We start from the raw sequence: 22,433 nt of genomic DNA on the forward strand, positions 1-22,433 counted from the left end.
CTTCCTCTCTAGTCGATCCATCGCTTGTCCCAGAAATGGGCGCGAATAACCGCATCCGAAAACATTTGTACCAATCTAAACTGCATGCGTTGCCGCTGAGCTGCCAGCTCTTCCTCCCCACGCCCCGCCATTTCCAGCAGACATACGGCCAGCTGTTTTTCATCACTTAGTGAGAATGCCATCCCGCAATCGCCGATAACTTCCGGCGCTCCTCCACAGTCGCTACCGACCACCGGCACGCCGGCCGCCATCGCCTCCAGCAGCACCATGCCAAAAGGCTCATGATCAGATGTCAAAGCGAAAACATCGAACGCCTTGAAATAGCGACGACCGTTCTCCACCTGCCCAAGAAAGCGCACCCGATCAACGACTCCTAACTCGAATACCAGCGACTTCAAAGCCACTTCCAGCCGACCAGCGCCCATGATGGCCAGCAAACTCTCAGCCGGAAGCTGAGACAGCGCCCGGGCGAAGCCGCGGATGAGCGTAGCCTGATCCTTGTCTGGATGCAGTCGGCCTGCATTGCCAACCACCCAAGCATTCGATGGCAGTCCAAGGCCCGCACGAGCTTCCTCTCGCGGGAGTAGTTCAGCCTGCACAGCTTTGATATCGATACGATTGTAGAGTGTCTCGATCTGCTCGGCAGGCCAGCCTGGCAAGGATATCCGGATATCGTCGCGCACGGCGTTCGATACCCCGAGCAATAGCAACCGCTTGCGAAAGAAATTGGCAAAAAACCGCCTGGAAAAGCGCTGATACACGCCGAAAGCGTGGTTTACGCCGATGACCGGAAGTCTGGTCGCCATACATGCAATGTAGGTCGGTTTGAAGCGATGGGCGACACACACGCGAAAGTCGCGCCCACGGATGATTTTCCGCAATCGACGCATGGCGCCCAGCTTGAGCCCAGCCACATCCTTGGAGCTGTAGCCGAAAAACAGCACTTCATCAGAGGCACAGGCGGCTGCCACCCGCTCATCCGGCACACCGGTCAGAAATATCGTGGTTACCTGGAAGGGCGTTCCGGTAAACAAGGCGGCGTACTGACGTGCGCAATCAAGAAAAGGGCCATCATAACCGTGGCAAAGCTGTAGGACGCGCGGCGCCTCAGACCTCTTCATCCCCATCCTTGCCTTCCTTCATGACGAGAACATCTTCCATAATCAAATACTGCAAATCCGAGCCATAAAACATATTCAACGCATCGGTCGGCGAGCAGATCATCGGCTCGCCACGACGGTTGAGCGACGTGTTCAGCGAAACGCCGTTGCCGGTCAACTTTTCCAGCTCCAGCATCATGTCGTAGTAGCGTGGGTTGTATTCACGCTTGAGTACTTGCGCACGGGAAGTACCGTCTTCATGCACGACTTCACCGACGCGCTCCTTCCAGCCTTCATTGACCTCGAAGGTGAAGGTCATGAACGGGCTCGGGTGGTCGACTTTGAGCATTTGCGGCGCGACGGTGTCGAGCATCGACGGGCAGAAGGGTCTCCAGCGCTCACGGAATTTGATCTGTTCGTTGATCCTGTTGGCGACGCCGGGCACGCTCGGGCAGCCGATAATGGAACGCCCGCCAAGCGCGCGCGGGCCGAATTCCATCCGGCCCTGAAACCACGCAACCGGATTGCCTTCGACCATGATTTGCGCGATGCGCTGCGGCATGTTGTCGATTTGCTGCCAGTCCGGCTTGTTGGGATGACGCGCGCACGCGGCGATGATGTCTTCGTTGGAATAGGCAGGCCCGAGATAGACATGCTCCATCTTTTCCACCGGCACGCCTCGCTGATGCGAGATGTAGGCGGCCGCGCCAACTGCCGTGCCAGCATCACCGGAAGCGGGCTGGACAAACAACTCTTTAACTTCCGGGCGCGCGATGATCTTCTGGTTCAGTTTCACGTTGAGCGCACAGCCACCGGCGAAGGCAATCTTGCCGGTCTCGCGAATGATGTCGCCCAGGTAGTAATCCATCATCTCCAGCGCCAGCTTTTCGAACAGGGCCTGCATGCTGGCTGCGTAGTGGATGTAGGGATCGTCGGCGATATCGCCTTCACGCTTGGGGCCCAGCCACTCGATCAGCTTGGGCGAGAAGTAGTAGCCCTTGCCCTTTTCCTTGTAGCGGCGGAAGCCGATGACGTTGGCGTAGTCGATATTGATGGTCAGCTCGCCGTTCTCGAACTTCGCCAGGCGGGAGAAATCGTACTTGGCGGCATCGCCGTAGGGCGCCATGCCCATGACCTTGAACTCGCCGTCGAGCATCTCGAAGCCGAGGTATTCGGTGACCGCACCATACAGGCCGCCCAGCGAATCCGGGTCGTAGAATTCCTTGATCTTGTGGATCTTGCCGTTCTCGCCCCAGCCGAAGAAGGTGGTGGCGTACTCGCCCTTGCCGTCGATGCCGAGGATGGCGGTCTTCTCGGTGAAGCCGGAGCAGTGGTAGGCGCTAGAGGCGTGAGCCAGGTGATGTTCGACCGGCTGCAGCTTGACCTTCTTCAGGTCGAAGCCGAGCTGCTGCAGACACCACTGGATGCGCTTCTTGTAGCGGTGGTAGCGGCGGTTGCCCATAAGAATGGCGTCCAGCGCGCGGTCCGGCGCGTACCAGTAGCGCTTGGCATAGTGCCAGCGGGCCTTCTCGAAGATGCTGATCGGCGCGAACGGAATCGCCACCAAATCGATGTCGCTCGGTTTGATCCCGGCCTGCTCCAGGCAGAACTTGGCCGACTCGTAGGGCATGCGGTTCTTGGCATGCTTGTCGCGCACGAAGCGCTCTTCTTCGACGGCGGCGATCAGTTTGCCGTCGATGTATAGAGCGGCGGAAGGATCATGACTGAGGGCGCCGGAAAGGCCGAGAATCGTCAATGCCACGGTTGGAAGCCTCTTAAAAGCAGCTTGAAGCTTGAAGCCGGAAGCTCGAAGCAACAGCGAATATGTCTAGTTCAACCCCGCAGGGCTTTTCTTCCAGCTTCAAGCTTCTGACTTCAAGCTGTCCTTCGGTAAACGTGCATCCAGTAACCGACATAAGGCCGAGTCGGCCGGCCAGTTGCGCAGAAACCGCGCACGGTCCCTGGCATAGGCGCGGGCGAAGCTGGTATCGCTACTATGTTGCTGCGCAGCGTCCAGGTCGATCAGCGCCCAGCGACCCTGCTCCCAGAACAGGTTGGTGCCTTTCATATCGCCATGGCTGATGCGCTCGCGCAGCATGGCTTCGAACAGCTGATCCAGCGCCACCAGCTCGAGCTCGGGCGGTGAGCTGGAGAGATACGGCTGGAAACGGGTGATTATATCCTCGCCCACGCTGTATTCGGTAATCAGGTAGCTGCGGCGGCGCAGGCCCAGCCAACGCAACTCCAACATCGCCAGCGGCCGGGGCGTGGCGATGCCGAGAAATGCCAGGCGATTGCCTTCTATCCAGCTGTGCCAAGCGCGGCTCGGCCGCCAGCAACGCCGTAGCCAGTGCGCCAATCCTTTGATGTTGTAGCGCTTGATTACCAATTGCCGCCCAGACTGCTCGACCGATGCCACGGTCGAACTACCGCCCAGCTTCAGCGCCCGTCCCGCCTCAACAGCCATATCCGGCGCAGCCAGCAGCTCACGCAGCGCCGGCTCATCCTCACGGCGTACGACACGCAGCTGACTGGCACTGCGGTTTACGCTAAACAAGGAACAATCACGCCCGAGCTTGCCGAGATAATCGCGCAGCCGCCAACGCCTGACGCTGGCAATTTCTTGCAACAGCGCCTCCAAGGGAAGAGCATGCTCGCCGTTGACCAGGAGGTAATGCACGAGCAGTTCTTCGATATGCGGTTCGAGGCTGGCAGGCAGCTGGGCAAAGAAGACACCAAGGTTCGCCAGCACTTTTTCACGATCGAGCGGTTGGCCCGGTGTCTGCGCCTGCACGCCGCCGCCATCGATGAGGTACAGCTGCCCCTCATGACGCAACAGATTGTCCAGATGCAGGTCGCTCTGCCACAAGCCTCTGACGTGCAACTGCGCGATGGCGCCGAGCGCCTCACTCAGCACGTCCTGCTGCGCATCGGACAGCATGGGTTGCCGCTCCACCTCGCGCCACGCCTGCTCCAGGCTTTGCGCGCCAGCCAAGTAGTCGAACAATAGCCAACCGCCTTGACCTGCCGCGACCCCCTCGACGAGCAGAGCGGGCGTGGTCATCCCCTGCTCGGCCAGTAACCGTGCGCCATGCTGCTCGCGCTCGAAATGGCGCTCGGCCTTGCCACCGACCAACAGTTTGGCCAGCACGTCGCGGCCCTGCCATTGCGCCAGGGCAACATAGCGTTGCCCTGGCAATACGCGCAGCCATCGCTGCAACGTCAGCTCGCCAGCGGGTAGCGTCACGCTCAAGGGTAAAGCCGGCGATCGCCCGGCTCGTACGAGTTCCGGCAGATTCATGCACGCGCGCCTTTGCTTTGCCGGCGACTGGCAATACGTTCCAACAAGGATTCGATGACCGGCGCACGGGAATCTTTCTCGAGATAGGCCTCGGCGGGGTTCAGCTCGGCTCTCATTCACGCCCCTCGAAGTACTTGAGCACTTGGTCGATCAACGCGCGGTCAGCCGGTACCAGACGCGGGCGTTGCTGGTATTGCAGGTAGAAACGCAGCCGCTGAGTGCGGCTCAGGTGATACTTGGCGACTTTGTCCAGGCAGGCCAGATCCTTGACGATGCGTCGGTGCAGAAGCGGCCCTCGCCAAAAGTCGCCGGACGGACAATCGATCAAGAACAGCTCACCAGCGCCGTTGACCAGCAGGTTGCGCCATTTCAGGTCGTTATGGGCGAAGCGATGGTCGTGCAGGGTACGGGTTGCAGACGCCACCTGCCGGCTGATGCGCTCGACCCAGCCCCGGTCGGTTAGGCGCGGATCGTTGCGCTTGGCCAGCGCCGCCATGTCCGATGTATCCGGTACTTCCAAAGTAATCAGCGCGCCGCGCGCAAATGCACCAGCGCGGCGTTCCATACCCCAGGCCACCAGCGGCGCCACAGGTATGCCCCAGCGCTCGAAATGTTTGAGGTTTTGCCATTCAGCCTTGACCCGCGGACGTCCCAGGTAGCGGCGTAGATTCTTGCCCGCCGCCCAGTAACGTTTGACGTAATAACGCAGGCCTTCGTACTCGACGCGGATCACCTCGGACAGCGGGTCGCGGGCAATCGGCTCGCCTTCAAGCGCAAAAACCGTATCCAGACTGGCAAACGCGTGTGCCGCGCCGGCCGTAATGTCGCCGACGACCCGCCAGCCACTCATCGAGCACCCGGCGCGTACTTGCGCTCATAACGGCTTTGAAGCCTGTCCGCCTTGCTTTCCAGCCAACGCAGCAACGGGGCCTCGTCACGCAGAGCCTCGCGCAGCGGACGCTGGAGATAGGTCTGTAGAAAACGCAGTTTGTCGCGACGGGTCAGGCCAATGCCCAGTGCCGAAAAATACAGCCCGGCCAGATCCTTGTTGCGCCAGCGCCGTGGCGTTTCGCTGCGGGTCTGGGCGCGGTGCAGGTCGATCAGCGATAAACGGAAATTCTGGGCCATTACTGGCTTGTCGGTGTGCAGCAGGAAGTGACAGATATAGAAGTCCCGATGATTGACCCCGGCGCGGTGCATGGTGCCGGCCATATGCGCGACTTCGGCGATCAGCGCGCGCTTGAGCGGTGGCTCAGGCGGATTCTGCAGCCAATCGGCGCTGTAGTCTTCGAGGCTGACCGTCGGCGCCAGCTCCTCGGTGATGATAAATGAATGCTGCGTGGCAGGATTGCTGCCGCGCTCGCCATAAGCCACGGCGGTCATGGTCGGCACGCCTGCTTGATGCAAGCGCTGAATGGCCCGCCACTCCTGCCCAGCGCCCAGCACTGGCATCTTGGCAGTGCTCAGGTTCTTGAAGATCTCGCCCCAGCCGATGCCGCGATGGATCTTGACGAAGTAACCGCGCCCATCGACTTCGATGCGCAATGTGCGCCGACCTTCCAGCTGCCGGTAGACCTGCCCCTGTAACTGCTCGACAGCCTCGAAGGCATCGCGATCAGTCCAGAGCGACTTGAAGGGCTCGGCAAGAATCAGTTTCATGGGCGCTCCGCCAGGATCACGTCGGCCGCCCGCATTGGCATGCTGTACAGATCGGCGCTATCGGCGTAGGCCAACGCGTTGCGTGCCCAGATGCTGCGCTTTACGTCGTCGGCCAGCATTTCGGCCAGCATGCGATCAAGATCGTCCTGTTCGAACGGGCTCGGCACCACTCTCCCGCAGTCGGCGTCGGCAATGTAATGAGCGTAACCGCACACTTCGGTCACCAGCACCGGCAACCCGGCTACCAACGCCTCAAGCAGCACGGTACCCGTGTTCTCGTTGTAGGCCGGGTGGATCAACAGATCGGCGCCAAGCAGAAAGCGGGGAACATCGCTACGCCCCTTGAGGTACTCGACATGAGCAGAGATGCCCAGGGTCTTTGCCTGTAGCTGGAACGGCTTGGGATCGTCCTGACCAATCACGAACAGGCGCGTACGCTTTTTCAATGCGCGCGGAAGCGACGCCAGAGCCTTTAGCGTGCGGTCCAGCCCCTTGGTCTTGAAGCCGGAGCCGATCTGCACCAGCAACAGATCGTCTTCGCTCAGCTCGAACTCGTCGCGAAAAGCGGCGCGAATCTCAGCCGCATTGGCGGGTGCGCGACGGTCCGCGGCGATGCCCGGCGGCAGCAGGTGAAAGCGTCCGGCCGGCGTGGCGTAGTGCTTGACGAACAGCGGCTGCTGCACCTCGGAGATCATCAGAATTTCCGTGCTGGAGCGCGGGTCGAACACCGCTCGCTCGTATTCGGCGAAGTGCTTGTAACGGCCCCAGCGGCGATAAATCGGATTGCGCAAGGTTTGCGCCTTGTCTTCGAAACAGGGATCGGCCGCGTAATAGACGTCGAGCCCGGGCATCTTGTTGAAGCCCACCACCCGGTCCACTGGACGCTTTGCCAGATCCGCCTCGACCCAGGCCGTGAATCGTTCATTGCGGGTATGGTTGAAGATCGCTTTGGCCGGTGCGATGAGCACTTCGAAGCCGTCGGGAATTTCACCTTCCCAGATCATCGTGTAGACACGAATGGCATGGCCTCGCCGCTGGCACTCCAGCGCGATGCGCATGAAGTCGCGCTGCAGCCCACCGAAAGGGAAGTACTTGTAAAGAATGAAGGCCAGCTGCATCAGTTTGTCTCCGATGACCGCAACAGGGCCTTGAGTTCACTGGCGACGCGCTCGGGTCGCAGCTCGTCGAAACAGGATTTGTGGCGATCGCCCTTGCCGGCGTTCGGGCCGGACGCGCACAGGTGCACCTGCGAGCGGCCATAGGCGCCGACGCGGCCCGGCAACGTGGGGCCATACAGCGAAATACTGGGTACGTCCAATGCCGCTGCAAGATGGCCGAGCCCGGTATCCACGGCCACGCAAGCATGGGCACCGGCAACCACCTTGGCAATTCCGCCCAGATTCAGCTTGGGTAATACCGCGACGTCGGGCAGCCCGTCGGCGATGCGCTCGGCACGTGCCTTTTCCTCAGCATTCCCCCATGGCAGGCGAATCGCCCAGCCGAATTCGCTCATCCGCTGAGCGAGCTCGCGCCAGTACGGCTCAGGCCAATGCTTGCTTGGCCAGGTAGTACCGTGCAAAAACAACAGATAGGGTTGCTCGTTGGACGTCGCCAGTAGCCCGCGATCCAGGCCGTAAACGGCAACCGTCTCGGGGACTGGATAACCCAACGCTTGGGCGAACAACTGACGTACGCGTTCGAGCGCATGCTGGTCGCGCGACACGGTGTAACGGCGATCATAGAAGCGCGCCGCAAGCGGCTCGCGCGCAGAATCACGATCCAGCCCGGCGACAGGTGCCTTGACGTAGCGGGTCAGCCAGGCACTTTTCAGCAAGCCTTGGGCATCGATTACCAGGTCGTAGCGCGTCTCCCAAAGGCGTGCCTTAAAGCGCCGCCACTCACCGGAACGCAACGTTTTCAATGGGTGCTTCCGCCAGCGACGAATCGCCACCGGGATCACTTGGGCCACCGCAGGATGCCAGGCGGGAATTTCGGCGAAACCCTCTTCCACCACCCAGTCGAACTGAATACCGGGCATTGCCCGCTGCGCATCGGTCAACGCCGGCAATGTATGCACCACGTCACCCAGCGAGGAGGTTTTGACCAGCAACACTCTCACTCAGCGCACCTCAACCGGCTGCGGAACCAGGCGATCAAGCGCTTCGATCACCTTCGGCGGATGCAGTTCGCGCATGCAATTGTTATGGCCGAAGCGGCAGGTGCGCTCGAAACAGGGGCTGCAATCCAACCCTAGACGCACCACCTCGACCTGTTCGGACAACGGCGGCGTGAAAGCCGGTGATGTCGAACCGTAGACAGAAACCAGAGGACGACCCAGCGCCGCGGAGACGTGCATCAAGCCCGAATCGTTGGAAACCACCGCCTCGGCGCATGACAACAGGTCGATCGCTTCGGCCAGGCTGGTTTCGCCCGCAAGATTGGTCGCTTCTTCACGCAGCCCCGGAATCAGACGCTGCAGAATTTCTTCACCCACGGGATGGTCGTTCTTCGAGCCGAACAGCCAGACCTGCCAGCCCTGACGAATCTTCGCCTCCGCCACCTTGGCGAAGTGCTCGGCCGGCCAGCGTTTGGACTCACCGAATTCCGCACCAGGGCAAAGCGCAAGCACTGGACGATCCAGCAGCAATCCGAAACGCAACAGCGCAGCGTCGCGCGTTTCGGAGTCGATCCGCAGTGACGGTTTCGGATACGGCTTGGGCAATTCGGCGCCGGGCTCGAAGGCCAGCGCCATGAAGCGCTCGATCATCAGCGGATAGCGCTGCTTGTCCAGTTTGCGCATGTCGTTGAGCAAGCCGAAGCGCATCTCGCCGCGCCAACCGGTGCGCTTCGGGATGCCGGCAAAGAACGGCACCAGCGCCGACTTCAGTGAGTTCGGTAGCAGGATCGCCTGCTGGTACTGCCCACGCAGGCTCTGCGCGATGGTGCGCCGAGTTGCCATGTCGAGCACGCCGTGCCCTACCGGAAAACTCAATGCCTGGCGCACTTCGGGCATGCGCTCGAGAATCGGGCGGCTCCACTCGGGTGCGAGCACATCGATCTGGCATTCCGGATGGCGCTGTTTCAGGCAGACGAACAGCGTCTGCGCCATCACCATGTCGCCGACCCAACTGGGACCCACAATCAGAATATTCATAAAGGCAGCTTCAGGCTTCGGGCCTCAGGCCGCAAGCGCGAGCAGCCCGAGCGGCTCGTGCTTGCAGCGGACCCCGCGCTTACTTGACCAGCGTACGCCACTCGGGATGAGCGTCGGTTTTGCCCGACACCAGATCGAAATAGGCTTTCTGCACACGCTCGGTGACCGGGCCGCGGCGCCCGATGCCGATATTGCGACCATCGACTTCGCGGATCGGCGTGACCTCAGCGGCAGTGCCGGTGAAGAAGGCTTCATCGGCGATGTAGACCTCGTCGCGAGTGATGCGCTTTTCCACGACCTTGATGCCCAGCTCGTCGGCCAGGGTCAGTACGGTGCCACGGGTGATGCCATTGAGACAGGCCGTGACTTCCGGGGTGTAGATCACACCGTCCTTGATGATGAAGATGTTCTCGCCCGAGCCCTCGGCAACATAGCCTTCCGGATCGAGCATCAACGCTTCGTCGGCACCGCCTGAAATGGCTTCCTGCAGCGCCAGCATCGAGTTGATGTAGGCGCCGTTGGACTTGGCGCGGGTCATGCTGATGTTGACGTGGTGGCGAGTAAAGGAGCTGGTGCGCACCTTGATGCCCATCTCCAGCGCCTCGTCGCCCATGTAGGCGCCCCAATGCCAGGCGGCTACGATCACGTGGACCTTCAGACCACTGGCACGCAGCCCCATGCCTTCGGATCCGTAGAAGACCATCGGGCGAATGTAGGCGCTTTCCAGATTGTTCTCGCGAACGGCGGCGCGGGTCGCCTCGTTGATTTCTTCCTTCGAGTACGGCATCTGCATGTTCATGATGTGCGCCGAATCGAACAAACGATCCGTATGCGCCTGCAGGCGGAAAATCGCGGTGCCGGCTGGAGTGTTATAGGCGCGCACACCTTCGAAAACGCCCATGCCGTAATGCAGGGTGTGAGTCAGGACATGGGTGGTCGCGTCGCGCCACTGAACCAGCTCACCGTCATACCAGATCACGCCATCACGATCGGCCATCGACATTGTTGCCACCTCGGAATTCGATAAATGCTGTGTTTGCAGACGAGATCAGCTGAGCCCCAGCTCACGCCAGATGCGCATTACCGCGCGACGCTCGTCATGAAATTGGTCCCCACTCACGACCCCGGGCAGTTTCTGCAGTGATTGCCGGTGGGCCGCGGCGCGGTATGCCTTGTAGGCATCCTGCAGCAGCCGAACCTCATCGCCGGTCATCAGCCCGGCCTGCTCCAACCCATCGAGAATGCGGATGTTATCGGTATAGCGCAGCAGTTGCGGATGCTGGTGCGACCACGCCAAAGCCGCGTATTGCACCATAAATTCGATATCCACGATACCACCGGCATCCTGCTTGAGATTGAACTCACCGTCGGCCTGGAAGGCTTTGTCTGCCGTGCCGGCCTGGGTGGTGCGGGTGCCGAGGTTGTCGCGCATCTTGGTGCGCATCTCGCTAACTTCGCGGCGCAGCTGTTCGAGATCACGCGAGCGCCCGAGCACCGCGGCGCGCACCTTCTCGAAGTTCGCAGCCAATTGTGGACAGCCAACCAGCACCCGCGCTCGTACCAGAGCCTGATGTTCCCAAGTCCAGGCTTCCTGGCCCTGATAGCGCTCGAAAGCGCTCAGCGAGCTGACCAGCAACCCGGAAACGCCCGACGGCCGTAGACGCATATCGACTTCATAGAGCTGACCGGAAGTGGTCTGGGTCGTCAGCAAATGAATAATGCGCTGCCCCAGGCGAGTGAAGAACTGAGCGCCGTCGATCGGCTTGGCGCCATCGGTTTCGGCACCCGGATCGCCGTCGTGAATGAACACCAGATCCAGGTCTGAGCCGTGACCTAGCTCGAGCCCCCCGACCTTGCCATAGCCGAGGATGATGAAAGCCGGGTCGCAAAGCGCACCATCAACCCGCCGAGGCTGACCATGGCGAGCCACCGTATGCCGCCAGGCCAGCGCCAGCACCTGCTCGAGAATCGCTTCAGCGAGCCAGGTCAGGTAATCGCTGACTTTCATCAGCGGCAAGGTTCCGGCGATTTCCGAGGCAGCCACACGCAGCCGATGCGCCAGCTTGAAATGCCGCAGCGCTTCCATCTGCTGCTCTAGGTCCTCCTCTGGAATGCGCGCCAGCCGCTCACACAATTCCGCGGCGAGTTCCGGCGCCTGTGGTGGGCTGAACAGTCGCCCGGCGTTGAGGAGCTCGTCCAGTAACAAGGGAAAACGGGCAATCTGCTCGGCAATCCAGGGGCTACCTGCACAGAGCTCCAGCAGCCGCTGCAGCGCACCGGGGTTTTCCGTCAGCAGCACCAGATAGGCCGAGCGACGCGCAACCGCCTCGACTAGCGGTAGCACTCGCTCCAGGACCAGATCGGGATCGTCCTGTTCGACAGCCTGCGCCAGAAGCCGAGGGATGAAGGCATCGAGCCGCTCGCGCCCGAGGCGCTGCATGGTTCGGACCTGATTGCCGCTGCGCAGAGTAGCGAGACGCTGACATGCCGCTTGGCCGTCTCTAAAACCTGCATCGGACAGTTGTCGACTGGCGAATTCTTCATCCCAGTCCTGCTCCCACAAGGGTAACCATTCGCCGCCGACCAACGACTCGCCTTCGGCGTTTTCGTCCTCATCGGGATCGGCAATGACCTGCCGAAAATGCCAATCGACCCGATCGCGCCAATGCAGCAGGCGCGCATGAAAGGTTTCCCAATTGTCGAAGCCGAGCATGAAGGCGACGCGGTCACGATCGATCTGGTTGTCTGGCAACATTTGCGTCTGGCGATCGTCGATGGCCTGCAAGGCGTGTTCGGTGTAACGCAGAAATTCATACCCCTCACGCAGCTCCTCAACTGCAGCAGGCGGCAGGTAGCCCTGCGCGGCGAGCGTTGCCAGGACTTTCAGCAGGGGTCGCTGCTGCAAACTCAGATCGCGCCCGCCGTGAATCAGCTGAAATGCCTGGGCGATGAATTCCACTTCGCGAATACCACCAGAGCCGAGCTTGATATTCGCCGCCACGCCCTTGCGCCGCACCTCCTGCTGGATCAGCTGCTTCATGGTCCGCAGCGCATCGATGGCAGAGAAATCCAGATAACGGCGATAGACGAACGGGCGCAGCATGTCGAGCAGCTCCTTGCCCGCATCCTGATCGCCGGCGACCACGCGCGCCTTGATCATGGCGTAGCGCTCCCAGTCGCGCCCCTGGTCCTGATAATACTGCTCCAGCGCATTGAAGCTCAGCACCAGCGAGCCGGATGAGCCATAGGGCCGCAGGCGCATGTCCACGCGGAAGACGAAGCCGTCGAGAGTCGGCGCATCGAGCGCCTTGATCAGCCGCTGGCCGAGGCGCACAAAAAATTCCTGGTTGTCCAGCGAACGCTTGGCACCGGCGGTTTCGCCACCCTCCGGGTAGCCGAAGATCAGGTCGATGTCGGAAGAAAGGTTGAGCTCGCGTGCGCCCAACTTGCCCATGCCAAGGATGACCATATGTTGCGCCCGACCACTGCGCCGGCCGGTCGGGACGCCGAACTGCTCGCAGTGCCGTGTATAAAGCCATTGATAGGCAAGATCGATGCAGGCATCGGCCATGTCGGTCAAGTCGCCGCAGGTTTCGGCGAGGTCTGCCTGGCGGGTCAGATCGCGCCAGATGATTCGAACCTGCTGGCGGTTGCGAAAACGCCTCAACATGCTCGACAGGCTGTCTTCATCGCTGCAGTCGACCAGCGCTTCAGCGAGCATTGATCGCATTTCGCCAGCCTGTAGCGAACACTCCAGCAGTCCGATTTCCGCCAGCTGCAGCAGCATCTCGGGATCTCGGCTAACCTGCTCAGTGACAAAATCACTGGCTGCACAGACACGGCTGAACGCATCGCGGCGCTCAGCCGGCCATGCGCCGAAGCACTTGGCCGCATGCTCCGACGAGTCGCGTATCGTACTGAGGAACGACTCCTCGGCACGGCTGACCAATGGCAATAATGACATCGGTAATGCAACCAGTGATGGCAAAGTCATATAAAGTTCCTTGTGCCGATGGTGGTTACGGGACAGCTGAAGACCCCGAGCTAGAGCCCACGAAGTAAAAAACAGCGAGCTAAGCCGACTCGCTGCCGCTGTAGTTTTACTACGAAAGAATGTCACAGGGGGCTGAATCAGCCGTCGTTTTGTAGTAAAACTACAGAGCCCGGTTCTACCCCCGGCAACATCCAAGAACATATAGACGCACCGGCCCACAAAGCCGGCAGCGAAGCAGGCAACCGATTCTGGAAGCCTTTCCGCCCTGGAGCAAGCCATGCAAGATCTCGATCCCGTCGAAACCCAGGAATGGCTGGACGCCCTCGAGTCAGTACTCGACCGTGAAGGTGAAGACCGCGCCCACTATCTGATGACCCGGATGGGGGAACTGGCCACCCGTAGCGGCACGCCACTTCCTTACGGCATCACCACGCCGTACCGCAACACCATTCCTGTCACCCGCGAAGCCAAGATGCCCGGCGATCTGTTCATGGAGCGCCGCATTCGCTCTCTGGTCCGCTGGAACGCGCTGGCGATGGTGATGCGCGCGAACATGAAGGACCCGGATCTAGGTGGACACATCTCCACCTTCGCCTCCAGCGCGACGCTATACGACATAGGTTTCAACTACTTTTTCCAGGCACCTACCGAGGAGCACGGCGGCGACCTGATCTACTATCAGGGACACGCCTCGCCGGGCATCTACTCGCGCGCCTTCCTTGAAGGTCGCCTGACCGAAGACCAGATGCTCAACTTCCGCCAAGAAGTCGATGGCCAGGGACTCTCGAGCTACCCGCACCCGCACCTGATGCCGGACTTCTGGCAGTTCCCGACCGTTTCCATGGGCCTGGGCCCGATCACCGCGATCTACCAGGCACGCTTCATGAAGTACCTGGAAAACCGCGGCTTCATCCCCAAAGGCAAGCAGCGCGTCTGGTGCTTCATCGGCGACGGCGAGTGCGACGAGCCGGAAACCCTCGGCGCCATCTCGCTCGCCGGTCGCGAGAATCTCGACAACCTGGTCTTCGTCATCAACTGCAACCTGCAGCGTCTGGACGGCCCGGTTCGCGGCAATAGCAAGATCATCCAAGAACTGGAAGGCGTGTTCAAAGGCGCCAACTGGAATGTCAACAAGGTCATCTGGGGCCGTATGTGGGACCCGCTGTTCGCAGTCGACGATGACGGCCGCATGCAGCGCCGCATGGATGAGGCGATCGACGGCGAATACCAGAACTACAAGGCCAAAGACGGCGCCTACGTGCGCAAGCACTTCTTTGGTGCCGATCCTGAGCTGCTCAAGCGCGTCGAGAAGCTATCCGACGAGGAAGTCTGGAAGCTCAACCGCGGCGGCCACGACCCGTACAAGGTTTATGCGGCCTATCACCAGGCGGTCAATCACAAGGGCCAGCCGACGGTCATCCTTGCCAAGACCATCAAGGGCTACGGCACCGGTGCCGGTGAGGCGAAGAACATCGCTCACAACACCAAGAAAGTCGATATCGACAGCCTGAAGAAATTCCGCGATCGCTTCGATATCCCGGTCAACGATTCGCAGCTCGAAGAGCTGCCGTTCTACCGTCCGGCCGAAGACAGCGCGGAAATGAAGTACCTGCGCAAATGCCGTGAAAAGCTCGGTGGCTCGCTGCCACAGCGCCGGCCGAAGAGCTTCAGCATCCCGACACCGCCGCTGGAAACACTCAAAGCCGTACTCGACGGCTCCGGCGATCGCGAGATTTCCACCACCATGGCCTTCGGCCGGATCCTTTCGCAACTGGTTAAGGACAAGGACCTGGGCAAGCGCATCGTGCCGATCCTTGCCGACGAAGCGCGTACTTTCGGTATGGAAGGCATGTTCCGCCAGTTGGGTATCTACTCCCCGGTGGGGCAGCTGTACGAGCCGGTAGACCGCGACCAGGTGATGTACTACCGCGAAGAGAAGGACGGCCAGATTCTGCAGGAAGGCCTTAACGAGGCCGGCGCATTCTCCTCCTTCATGGCCGCGGGTACCGCCTATAGCAACTACAACCAGCCGATGCTGCCGGTCTACATCTTCTATTCGATGTTCGGCTTCCAGCGCATTGGTGACCTGGCCTGGGCCGCTGGCGATGCCCAGACTCGCGGTTTCCTGCTGGGCGGCACCGCCGGACGCACCACGCTGAACGGTGAAGGCCTGCAGCACGAGGACGGTCACAGCCACATCCTGGCCAGCACCATCCCCAACTGCCGCAGCTATGACCCCACCTACGGCTACGAGCTGGCGGTGATCATGCATCACGGCATGCACGAGATGATGGAGCAGCAGAAGAACGTCTACTACTACATCACCGTGATGAACGAGAACTACCAGCAGCCAGCGATGCCGCAGGGCGTTGAGGATGGCATCATCAAAGGCATGTATCTGCTCGAAGAAGCCAAGGGCGACTTCAAGCACCGTGTGCAGCTGTTGGGCTCCGGCACCATCCTGCGCGAAGTACGTGCCGCAGTGGAGATTCTCGCCAAGATGGGCGTGGGCGCCGACGTCTGGAGCGTCACCAGCTTCAACGAGCTGCGCCGCGATGGCCTGGCGGTAGACCACTGGAACCGCTTGCATCCGACCGAGGAGCCACGCAAGAGCTACGTCGAGCAGTGCCTGGCAGGCAGCGAAGGTCCTGTCATTGCTTCCACTGACTACATGAAGCTGTTCGCCGATCAGATCCGTCAGTGGGTGCCGTCCCGTGAGTATCAGGTACTGGGCACCGACGGCTTCGGCCGCAGCGACTCGCGCGCCAAGCTGCGTGACTTCTTCGAAGTCGACCGTCGCTGGGTCGCCGTCGCCGCGCTGCAGGCACTCGCCGATCGCGGCGCCATCGAACGCAAAGTCGTGGCCAAGGCCATCACCGAGTTCGGTATCGACCCCGAGAAGCGCAATCCGCTGGATTGCTGATGCTGCGTGCGCACAGGAGAACCTATTGTGAGTGAAACCATACGCGTACCCGACATCGGCAGCGGTGAGGGTGAAGTAATCGAGTTGTTCGTCAAGGTCGGTGACCGTATCGAAGCCGACCAGAGCATCCTGACGCTCGAGTCCGACAAGGCCAGCATGGAAATCCCTGCGCCCAAGGCGGGCGTGGTGAAGAGCCTGAAGGTCAAGCTCGGCGACCGCCTGAAAGAAGGCGACGAATTGCTCGAGTTGGAAAGCGAAGACGGACAAAGCAGCGAGGCGCCGGCGCAAGCCGCCGCCGAGCCGGCCGGCGCGAGCAGTGGCGGCCCCGCCGATGAAGCTGAAGCACCGACCCCTCCGGGCGATGAAAATCCTTCGGCTTCGGCCGATGAAGGCGAATCGCAAGAGATCAAGGTTCCGGATATCGGTTCTTCCGGTAAAGCCAGCGTCATCGAGATCTCGGTCAAGGCCGGCGATACCATCGAAGCGGAGCAACCATTGATTACGCTCGAGTCCGACAAGGCCAGCATGGAGATTCCGTCTCCCGCGGCTGGCGTAGTCGAGAGCATCTCGGTCAAAGTGGGCGACGAACTCGGTACCGGCGATCTGATCCTGATTCTCAAGGGCGCGGCAAGCAAGCCGGCAGCGGCCAACAGCGCACCGGCAAGCCAGGCGCAGAGCGCCTCCGAGGAAAAGCTGACCGAGCAGGCGGCTGAAGAACCCGTTGGCGACTCTGTGGAAGAAGTTCGCATCCCGGATATCGGCTCCAGCGGCAGCGCCAACGTCATCGAGGTGATGGTCAAGGCTGGCGACACCGTAGAAGCGGATCAGTCGCTGATTACCCTCGAGTCCGACAAGGCCAGCATGGAGATTCCTGCGCCGAAGGCTGGTGTCGTGGAATCTCTCTCGATCAAGGTGGGCGACGAAGCCAAAACCGGCGACCTGATCCTGACGCTGAAGGTGAAAGGCGCGGCCCCGGCAAAGAAAGCCGAGGCAAAGCATCAGGAAGCCGCACCGCAGCAGCAAGCGGTCGCGCCGAACAAGCAGGGCGTACCAGAAGCCAAGGCGGCCGCCACTCCAGCTCCGGCAGTGAGTGGTCCAAGCAAGGCTGGCTCCAAGGTACACGCCGGCCCGGCGGTACGCATGACTGCACGCGAGTTCGGTGTCGAACTGGCTGATGTTCAAGGCACCGGCCCGAAGGGGCGCATCCTCAAAGAAGATGTCCAGGCCTACGTCAAGAGCATGATGAACAAAGCCAAGCAATCGCCGGCTGCGGCGGGTGCTACCGGCGGCGCGGGCATCCCATCGATCCCGGAGGTGGACTTCAGCAAGTTTGGCGAAGTCGAGGAAGTCCCGATGACTCGCCTGATGCAGGTCGGCGCCGCCAACCTGCATCGGAGCTGGCTGAATGTTCCGCATGTCACCCAGTTTGACTCTTCCGACATCACTGAGCTGGAAGCTTTCCGCGTTTCGCAAAAGGCTGTCGCAGAGAAGGCCGGCGTCAAGCTGACCGTGCTGCCGCTATTGCTCAAGGCCTGTGCACACCTGCTCAAGGAACTGCCGGAGTTCAATGCCTCGCTGGCTCCGAGCGGCAAGGCGGTCATCCGCAAGAAATACGTGCACATCGGCTTTGCGGTGGATACGCCGGACGGCCTGCTGGTACCGGTAATCAAGAACGTCGATCAGAAGAGCTTGTTGCAGCTTGCAGGCGAAGCGGCGGAGCTCGCCGAAAAGGCGCGCACCAAGAAGCTTTCGCCAGATGCCATGCAGGGTGCCTGCTTCACCATCTCCAGCCTCGGTCACATTGGCGGTACTGGGTTCACGCCGATCGTCAATGCACCGGAAGTGGCGATTCTGGGTGTTTCCAAGGCAACCATGCAGCCGGTATGGGATGGCAAGGCCTTCCAGCCTCGCCTGATGCTGCCGCTGTCGCTGTCCTACGATCACCGCGTTATCAATGGCGCCGCGGCAGCGCGCTTCACCAAGCGTTTGTCTGAGCTGCTGGCAGATATCCGCACGATGCTGCTGTAGTTTGATGCTAAATAGCCCTGCCATCCGGCAGGGCTATTTACCTCAAGCCTCAAGCCTCAAGCCTCAAGCCTCAAGCCTCAAGCCTCAAGCCTCAAGCCTCAAGCCTCAAAGCTTGGGGCTTTTCGCTTTATTTGCAGATGAGACCTGCCTACCCTTTCTGCAGATTTCTAAACAGGAACGACAACGCTTTTGCCAGCGCTTCGGCGCCTTCGGGATCGCGCAGAATAGTTAACCAGGGATCACCGTCTGTCGGGCTGGTGAAGACGCAGACGACGCCATCAGACGGACATTGATACTGAAGATAGGGATCCATACCGAAAACCGAAAGACTGCGGTTGCGCACGGCGATATTGCCGTGCGCGTCGCGCCGTTCTTCGCGGATACGCAGTTCGCCGGGCGCACCCACGCTCAGGCGATAATCGAGATCCTGCGGATTGGCCTGACCGACCTGGTAGGCCGCTCGCAGCCCATAGGATTCAAGCAGAGCGTTACTGTGGGCAAGCAGGGCTTTTCGCTCATCCGAGGTAAGATAAAGCGCCTTGAGTTCGGCCAGATATCTCGCCGGTTCGTCGGAGCCCAAGGTGTTCGATTCATCAGCTTGCAGCGGCAAGCTGGCAATTAGAAAAACCGAGATCAACAGTAACTTCGAAAGCCGACTTGTCAGTCCCTGCTGCATGATGCACCCTTGCCATGATTAATATTATTTAGCCATCGCTTCGCCATCAAAGGCGCCTAAACTGGGCTAACGAAGCGATTCACGCAGCATACTGGAAGCAAACCGCTCGATGAAAATACATACCGATGCCGCCAGCCGTTTGGCGACCGAGGTTGTGACGCAGTTGCCAGTGCCTTCAAGGCTCGGGATGCTGCGTTTCGAGCGTTTGAATGAGTCCAGCTGGGCATTGCTTTACCTGGACCCCGTTTGTGAACGATACCTGGGCCAACCGGCTCATGAGCTCTGCTCGTTGATCGATTCGCCCTATGCCAGCTTGATGGAACCGCAGGTGCGCCTGCAGATGCACGATGTCATTCAGGCGCAACTGGCCATTCAGGGTCATTATTCTGTCCGTTATTGCCTGCACGCGATCGATGGCCCGCTGGATTTGCTGGAGATTGGGGAAACGTGTCAGCAGTATGGGCGAGAATTGGTCCGCGGCTACCTGGTCGTCGAGCCGTATTCGATTGGAACAACCGCGGCACCGGAATTACCGGACTCAATGCTCAAGCCGTCAGCGGATTTATATCAGCAAGCCCAAGACGTACATCTCGAACACTTGATTCGTTCACGAGCTCAGCAGAGCTTGATCGTACGCCTAGCCAGGCACCGCTACAGCTCGGCCAACCCCCAGCTTGAAGCAGCCAAGCTGATCACCCAGGCCGCCAGCGAAGCCTACGGAATTTCACGAGCCGCTATCTGGCACCTGAACGGCAACCAGCTGGAAGCCGTTGCTGCGTACCGGCGCGACAACGATAGCCACGAATACCCGTCGGCATTGGACATATCGACCTGCCCCCGTTACATGGACGCGCTGCACAGCGGCCGTGCCATTGACGCGTCGAACGTTCTGGAAGACCCACGCACCCAAGAGCTAGCCGATAGTTTCTTCAAGCCGCGCGGAATCACCTCGATCCTGGATGCGACCATTCGCGTCGGCGGTGAGGTAATCGGCGTACTCTGTCTGGAGCATTCCGGTTGCGCACGTACTTGGCATGTCGACGAAGTGGCATTCGTGGGCGAACTCGCCGACCAGTACGCGCAGGTGTTGGCCAACCAGCAGAGACTCAGCGCCACACATACGTTGCACCTGTTCCAGCGTGCGGTCGAGCAGAGCGCGAGCGCCTTCATTCTGGTCGACAGGAACGGCGTGGTCGATTACGTCAACCCGAGCTTCACCGCCATCACTCAGTATTCCGCCGACGAAGTACGTGGGCGTCGCCTCACCGAATTGACGACGCTGGAGAATCTCAGCGACCTTCTTTTCGATACGTCATCCAACCTGGCGCAGAACAACAGCTGGCAGGGCGAGTTTCGTAGTCGGCGCAAGAACATGGAGCCGTACTGGGGACAGCTGTCGATATCCAAGGTGTTCGGCGAAAACGGTGAGCTAACGCATTACATCGGCATTTACGAAGACGTAACGCACAGCAAGCTGGCGCAGCAGCATATCGAGCGCCTTGCCTACACGGACAACCTGACCAACCTCGGCAATCGCCCGTTCTTCATCCGCAGCATCGAAGAGCGTTTCGCCCACAACAAGGATCCGCAGCTGTGCCTGTTGCTGGTTGATATTGATAATTTCAAGCGCATCAACGACAGCCTGGGTCATCAGACCGGCGACAAGTTGCTGACCAGCCTCGCACGACGTCTGCGTAACAGTTTGAACCGTGACAGCGTATTGGCCCGCTTCGCCAGTAATGAATTCGCCCTGCTGCTTGATGACATGGACCTCGAAGAAGGCCTGCGTTTGGCGAATCAGGTGCTGCGCATCCTCGACAAACCGCTGTTCGTCGACAAGCAGCTGATCAGCGTAAGCGGGTCCCTGGGCTTGGCCTGCGCACCACTGCACGGCCGCGACCCGGAGACGCTGATGAAGCACGCCGGCCAGGCGCTGCACAAAGCCAAGGCCAACGGCAAGAATCAGGTCCAGGTCTTCACCGAAGCGCTGCACGCCGAGGCCAACTACAAGCTGTTCGTGGAGAACAACCTGCGCCGTGCGCTGGTGCAGAACGAGCTCGAAGTGTTCTATCAGCCAAAGCTCTGCCTGCGCACCGGCCGATTGCAGGGGCTAGAGGCACTCCTGCGTTGGAATCATCCGGAAAAGGGCATGATCTGCCCGGACCAGTTCATCAGCGTTGCCGAAGAAACCGGATTAATCATTCCTATCGGTAAGTGGGTTGCACGTGAGGCCTGCCGGATGGGCATGCAGCTTGCTGCACTAGGCATCGGCACACCGCAAATGGCAATAAACCTGTCGCCCAAGCAGTTTTCCGATCCGGACCTCGTCGGCTCCATCGCCGCGATTCTTTTCGAAGAGCGGTTGCCATCAGGCTTTCTGGAATTGGAGCTGACTGAGAGCCTGCTGCTCGATGCGACCGAGGAGACGCGTCAACAGCTGATCGGCCTCAAGGCGCTCGGTGTGACGCTGGCGATGGACGATTTCGGCACTGGCTATTCGTCGCTGAGTTATCTGAAGAAATTCCCCATCGACGTGATCAAGATCGACCGGAGCTTCATCAAGGACATTCCGGGCAACCAAGACGATATCGAAATCACCTCGGCCGTTATCGCCATGGCTCGCAACCTCCGCCTGAAGGTTGTAGCAGAAGGCATCGAAACAACCGAGCAACTGACCTTTCTGCGTCATCAGCGCTGCGATATCGGCCAGGGCTATCTGTTCGACAAGCCCATCCCCAGCAACCTGCTGGTCAATTCGCTCCGACGTTACCCGCACTGGAGCTGATCCTTTCGTCAGCCCACCGCTTACGCAAAGGCGCTTTGGTTTTGCCTCTTGGTAGCCTAGGCTTCCAGTAGCCCTTACGACTATCAGGCTCGAGGACCATCATGACCCTGCGCTCGCAAATTCTCGTTCACAAACAGGCTCTTCCCGATGCGGGCCAAGCCCTGCCCGGTCGCGCCGCGGCGGTACCTGTTCCGGCGGCCCACTTCGTCAATGGCAATCCCCTGCAACCACCGTTCCCTGCTCATCTGCAGCAGGCGCTGTTCGCCATGGGGTGTTTCTGGGGAGCGGAGCGGCGTTTCTGGGAGCAGCCTGGCGTCTGGACAACAGCAGTGGGCTACGCCGGAGGCCACACACCGAATCCCACCTATGAAGAAGTCTGCTCTGGCCTTACCGGACATACCGAAGCGGTACTGGTTGTGTTCGATCCGCAGGGAATAACTTATGACGGGCTGCTGAAGCTGTTCTGGGAGGCGCACAACCCGACCCAAGGCATGCGTCAGGGCAACGATATCGGTACCCAGTACCGCTCGGCGATCTATTGCTTCGATGCTGCTCAGCTAGATCAGGCGCGAGCGAGCGAAGAGCGCTTCCAGGCAGAACTGGAAAGACAGGGATTCGGCAACATTACGACGGAAATCGCCGAGGCGCCGTTGTTCTATTATGCCGAGACCTACCATCAGCAGTACTTGGCGAAGAATCCCGGCGGTTATTGCGGGCTTGGCGGCACTGGTGTGTGCATGCCGGCCTGACGATCGCTCATGAGCGCGCGATGAGCGACGCAGCACAAAGGAACATCAATCCACGAACCATGGT

Annotated in this window: 15 protein-coding genes; 4 read left to right on the top strand and 11 right to left on the bottom strand. The window is 60.3% G+C overall.

Annotation, left to right across the window (positions count from 1 at the left end; all coding sequences use genetic code 11):
• Positions 1 to 8: 8 nt before the first annotated feature.
• The 10 genes from NAV33_RS05235 to glnE form a co-directional block, all read right to left on the bottom strand.
• Positions 9 to 1,121 (bottom strand): glycosyltransferase, encoded by a 1,113-nt coding sequence (locus tag NAV33_RS05235; protein WP_255978167.1) that lies wholly within the window; start codon positions 1,119 to 1,121, stop codon positions 9 to 11.
• Positions 1,108 to 2,862, bottom strand: a complete 1,755-nt coding sequence (locus NAV33_RS05240) for a carbamoyltransferase family protein (protein ID WP_255977606.1) — start codon at positions 2,860 to 2,862, stop codon at positions 1,108 to 1,110. Before NAV33_RS05240 ends, NAV33_RS05235 begins: the two co-directional genes overlap by 14 nt.
• A 99-nt stretch (positions 2,863 to 2,961) precedes the next feature.
• Positions 2,962 to 4,401, bottom strand: a complete 1,440-nt coding sequence (locus NAV33_RS05245) for a lipopolysaccharide kinase InaA family protein (protein ID WP_255977608.1) — start codon at positions 4,399 to 4,401, stop codon at positions 2,962 to 2,964.
• A gap of 112 nt (positions 4,402 to 4,513) precedes the next feature.
• Positions 4,514 to 5,251 (bottom strand): lipopolysaccharide kinase InaA family protein, encoded by a 738-nt coding sequence (locus tag NAV33_RS05250; RefSeq protein WP_255977610.1) that lies wholly within the window; start codon positions 5,249 to 5,251, stop codon positions 4,514 to 4,516.
• Positions 5,248 to 6,060: a lipopolysaccharide core heptose(I) kinase RfaP gene (gene rfaP, locus NAV33_RS05255; protein ID WP_255977613.1), complete on the bottom strand. Its 813-nt coding sequence runs from the start codon at positions 6,058 to 6,060 to the stop codon at positions 5,248 to 5,250. The genes NAV33_RS05250 and rfaP overlap by 4 nt, the downstream gene beginning before the upstream one ends.
• Positions 6,057 to 7,178: a glycosyltransferase family 4 protein gene (locus NAV33_RS05260; protein ID WP_255977615.1), complete on the bottom strand. Its 1,122-nt coding sequence runs from the start codon at positions 7,176 to 7,178 to the stop codon at positions 6,057 to 6,059. The genes rfaP and NAV33_RS05260 overlap by 4 nt, the downstream gene beginning before the upstream one ends.
• Positions 7,178 to 8,179 (bottom strand): lipopolysaccharide heptosyltransferase I, encoded by a 1,002-nt coding sequence (waaC, locus tag NAV33_RS05265; RefSeq protein ID WP_255977617.1) that lies wholly within the window; start codon positions 8,177 to 8,179, stop codon positions 7,178 to 7,180. The genes NAV33_RS05260 and waaC overlap by 1 nt, the downstream gene beginning before the upstream one ends.
• Complete coding sequence (waaF, locus tag NAV33_RS05270; RefSeq protein ID WP_255977619.1) at positions 8,180 to 9,214, bottom strand: lipopolysaccharide heptosyltransferase II; 1,035 nt, start codon at positions 9,212 to 9,214, stop codon at positions 8,180 to 8,182.
• 79 nt (positions 9,215 to 9,293) lie between these two features.
• The gene (gene ilvE / locus NAV33_RS05275) at positions 9,294 to 10,217 is read right to left on the bottom strand and encodes a branched-chain-amino-acid transaminase (protein WP_255977621.1); all 924 of its coding nucleotides are present in this window, start codon (positions 10,215 to 10,217) and stop codon (positions 9,294 to 9,296) included.
• A gap of 45 nt (positions 10,218 to 10,262) precedes the next feature.
• Positions 10,263 to 13,208, bottom strand: coding sequence for a bifunctional [glutamate--ammonia ligase]-adenylyl-L-tyrosine phosphorylase/[glutamate--ammonia-ligase] adenylyltransferase (gene glnE / locus NAV33_RS05280; protein ID WP_255977623.1), 2,946 nt, complete (start codon positions 13,206 to 13,208; stop codon positions 10,263 to 10,265).
• Positions 13,209 to 13,485: 277 nt separating this feature from the next.
• Here glnE and aceE point away from each other — a divergent pair, with 277 nt between their 5' ends.
• Positions 13,486 to 16,131, top strand: a complete 2,646-nt coding sequence (aceE, locus tag NAV33_RS05285; RefSeq protein ID WP_255977625.1) for a pyruvate dehydrogenase (acetyl-transferring), homodimeric type — start codon at positions 13,486 to 13,488, stop codon at positions 16,129 to 16,131.
• 27 nt (positions 16,132 to 16,158) lie between these two features.
• Positions 16,159 to 18,159, top strand: a complete 2,001-nt coding sequence (gene aceF / locus NAV33_RS05290) for a dihydrolipoyllysine-residue acetyltransferase (RefSeq protein ID WP_255977627.1) — start codon at positions 16,159 to 16,161, stop codon at positions 18,157 to 18,159.
• A 148-nt stretch (positions 18,160 to 18,307) separates the two neighbouring features.
• On the opposite strand, the gene NAV33_RS05295 is transcribed toward aceF, so the two are convergent.
• Entirely contained in the window at positions 18,308 to 18,835 is a 528-nt protein-coding gene (locus tag NAV33_RS05295) for a hypothetical protein (protein ID WP_255977629.1), read from the bottom strand.
• Positions 18,836 to 18,944: 109 nt separating this feature from the next.
• On the opposite strand from NAV33_RS05295, the gene NAV33_RS05300 reads away from it, so the two are divergent.
• Both NAV33_RS05300 and msrA read left to right on the top strand, forming a co-directional pair.
• On the top strand, positions 18,945 to 21,620 hold the full coding sequence (locus NAV33_RS05300; protein ID WP_255977631.1) for a putative bifunctional diguanylate cyclase/phosphodiesterase: 2,676 nt from the start codon (positions 18,945 to 18,947) through the stop codon (positions 21,618 to 21,620).
• A 101-nt stretch (positions 21,621 to 21,721) separates the two neighbouring features.
• Positions 21,722 to 22,369, top strand: a complete 648-nt coding sequence (msrA, locus tag NAV33_RS05305; protein WP_255977633.1) for a peptide-methionine (S)-S-oxide reductase MsrA — start codon at positions 21,722 to 21,724, stop codon at positions 22,367 to 22,369.
• Positions 22,370 to 22,433: the final 64 nt, after the last annotated feature.

The sequence above is a fragment of the Stutzerimonas stutzeri genome, assembly GCF_024448715.1.
GTDB lineage: Bacteria > Pseudomonadota > Gammaproteobacteria > Pseudomonadales > Pseudomonadaceae > Stutzerimonas > Stutzerimonas stutzeri_AR.

Coding starts and splice junctions, on each gene's coding strand:
- aceE (WP_255977625.1), top strand. CDS start 13,486: ATGCAAGATCTCGATCCCGTCGAAACCCAGGAATGGCTGGACGCCCTC.
- NAV33_RS05300 (WP_255977631.1), top strand. CDS start 18,945: ATGAAAATACATACCGATGCCGCCAGCCGTTTGGCGACCGAGGTTGTG.
- NAV33_RS05295 (WP_255977629.1), bottom strand. CDS start 18,835: ATGCAGCAGGGACTGACAAGTCGGCTTTCGAAGTTACTGTTGATCTCG.
- waaF (WP_255977619.1), bottom strand. CDS start 9,214: ATGAATATTCTGATTGTGGGTCCCAGTTGGGTCGGCGACATGGTGATG.
- ilvE (WP_255977621.1), bottom strand. CDS start 10,217: ATGTCGATGGCCGATCGTGATGGCGTGATCTGGTATGACGGTGAGCTG.
- rfaP (WP_255977613.1), bottom strand. CDS start 6,060: ATGAAACTGATTCTTGCCGAGCCCTTCAAGTCGCTCTGGACTGATCGC.
- NAV33_RS05245 (WP_255977608.1), bottom strand. CDS start 4,401: ATGAATCTGCCGGAACTCGTACGAGCCGGGCGATCGCCGGCTTTACCC.
- glnE (WP_255977623.1), bottom strand. CDS start 13,208: ATGACTTTGCCATCACTGGTTGCATTACCGATGTCATTATTGCCATTG.
- NAV33_RS05250 (WP_255977610.1), bottom strand. CDS start 5,251: ATGAGTGGCTGGCGGGTCGTCGGCGACATTACGGCCGGCGCGGCACAC.
- msrA (WP_255977633.1), top strand. CDS start 21,722: ATGACCCTGCGCTCGCAAATTCTCGTTCACAAACAGGCTCTTCCCGAT.
- NAV33_RS05235 (WP_255978167.1), bottom strand. CDS start 1,121: ATGAAGAGGTCTGAGGCGCCGCGCGTCCTACAGCTTTGCCACGGTTAT.
- NAV33_RS05260 (WP_255977615.1), bottom strand. CDS start 7,178: ATGCAGCTGGCCTTCATTCTTTACAAGTACTTCCCTTTCGGTGGGCTG.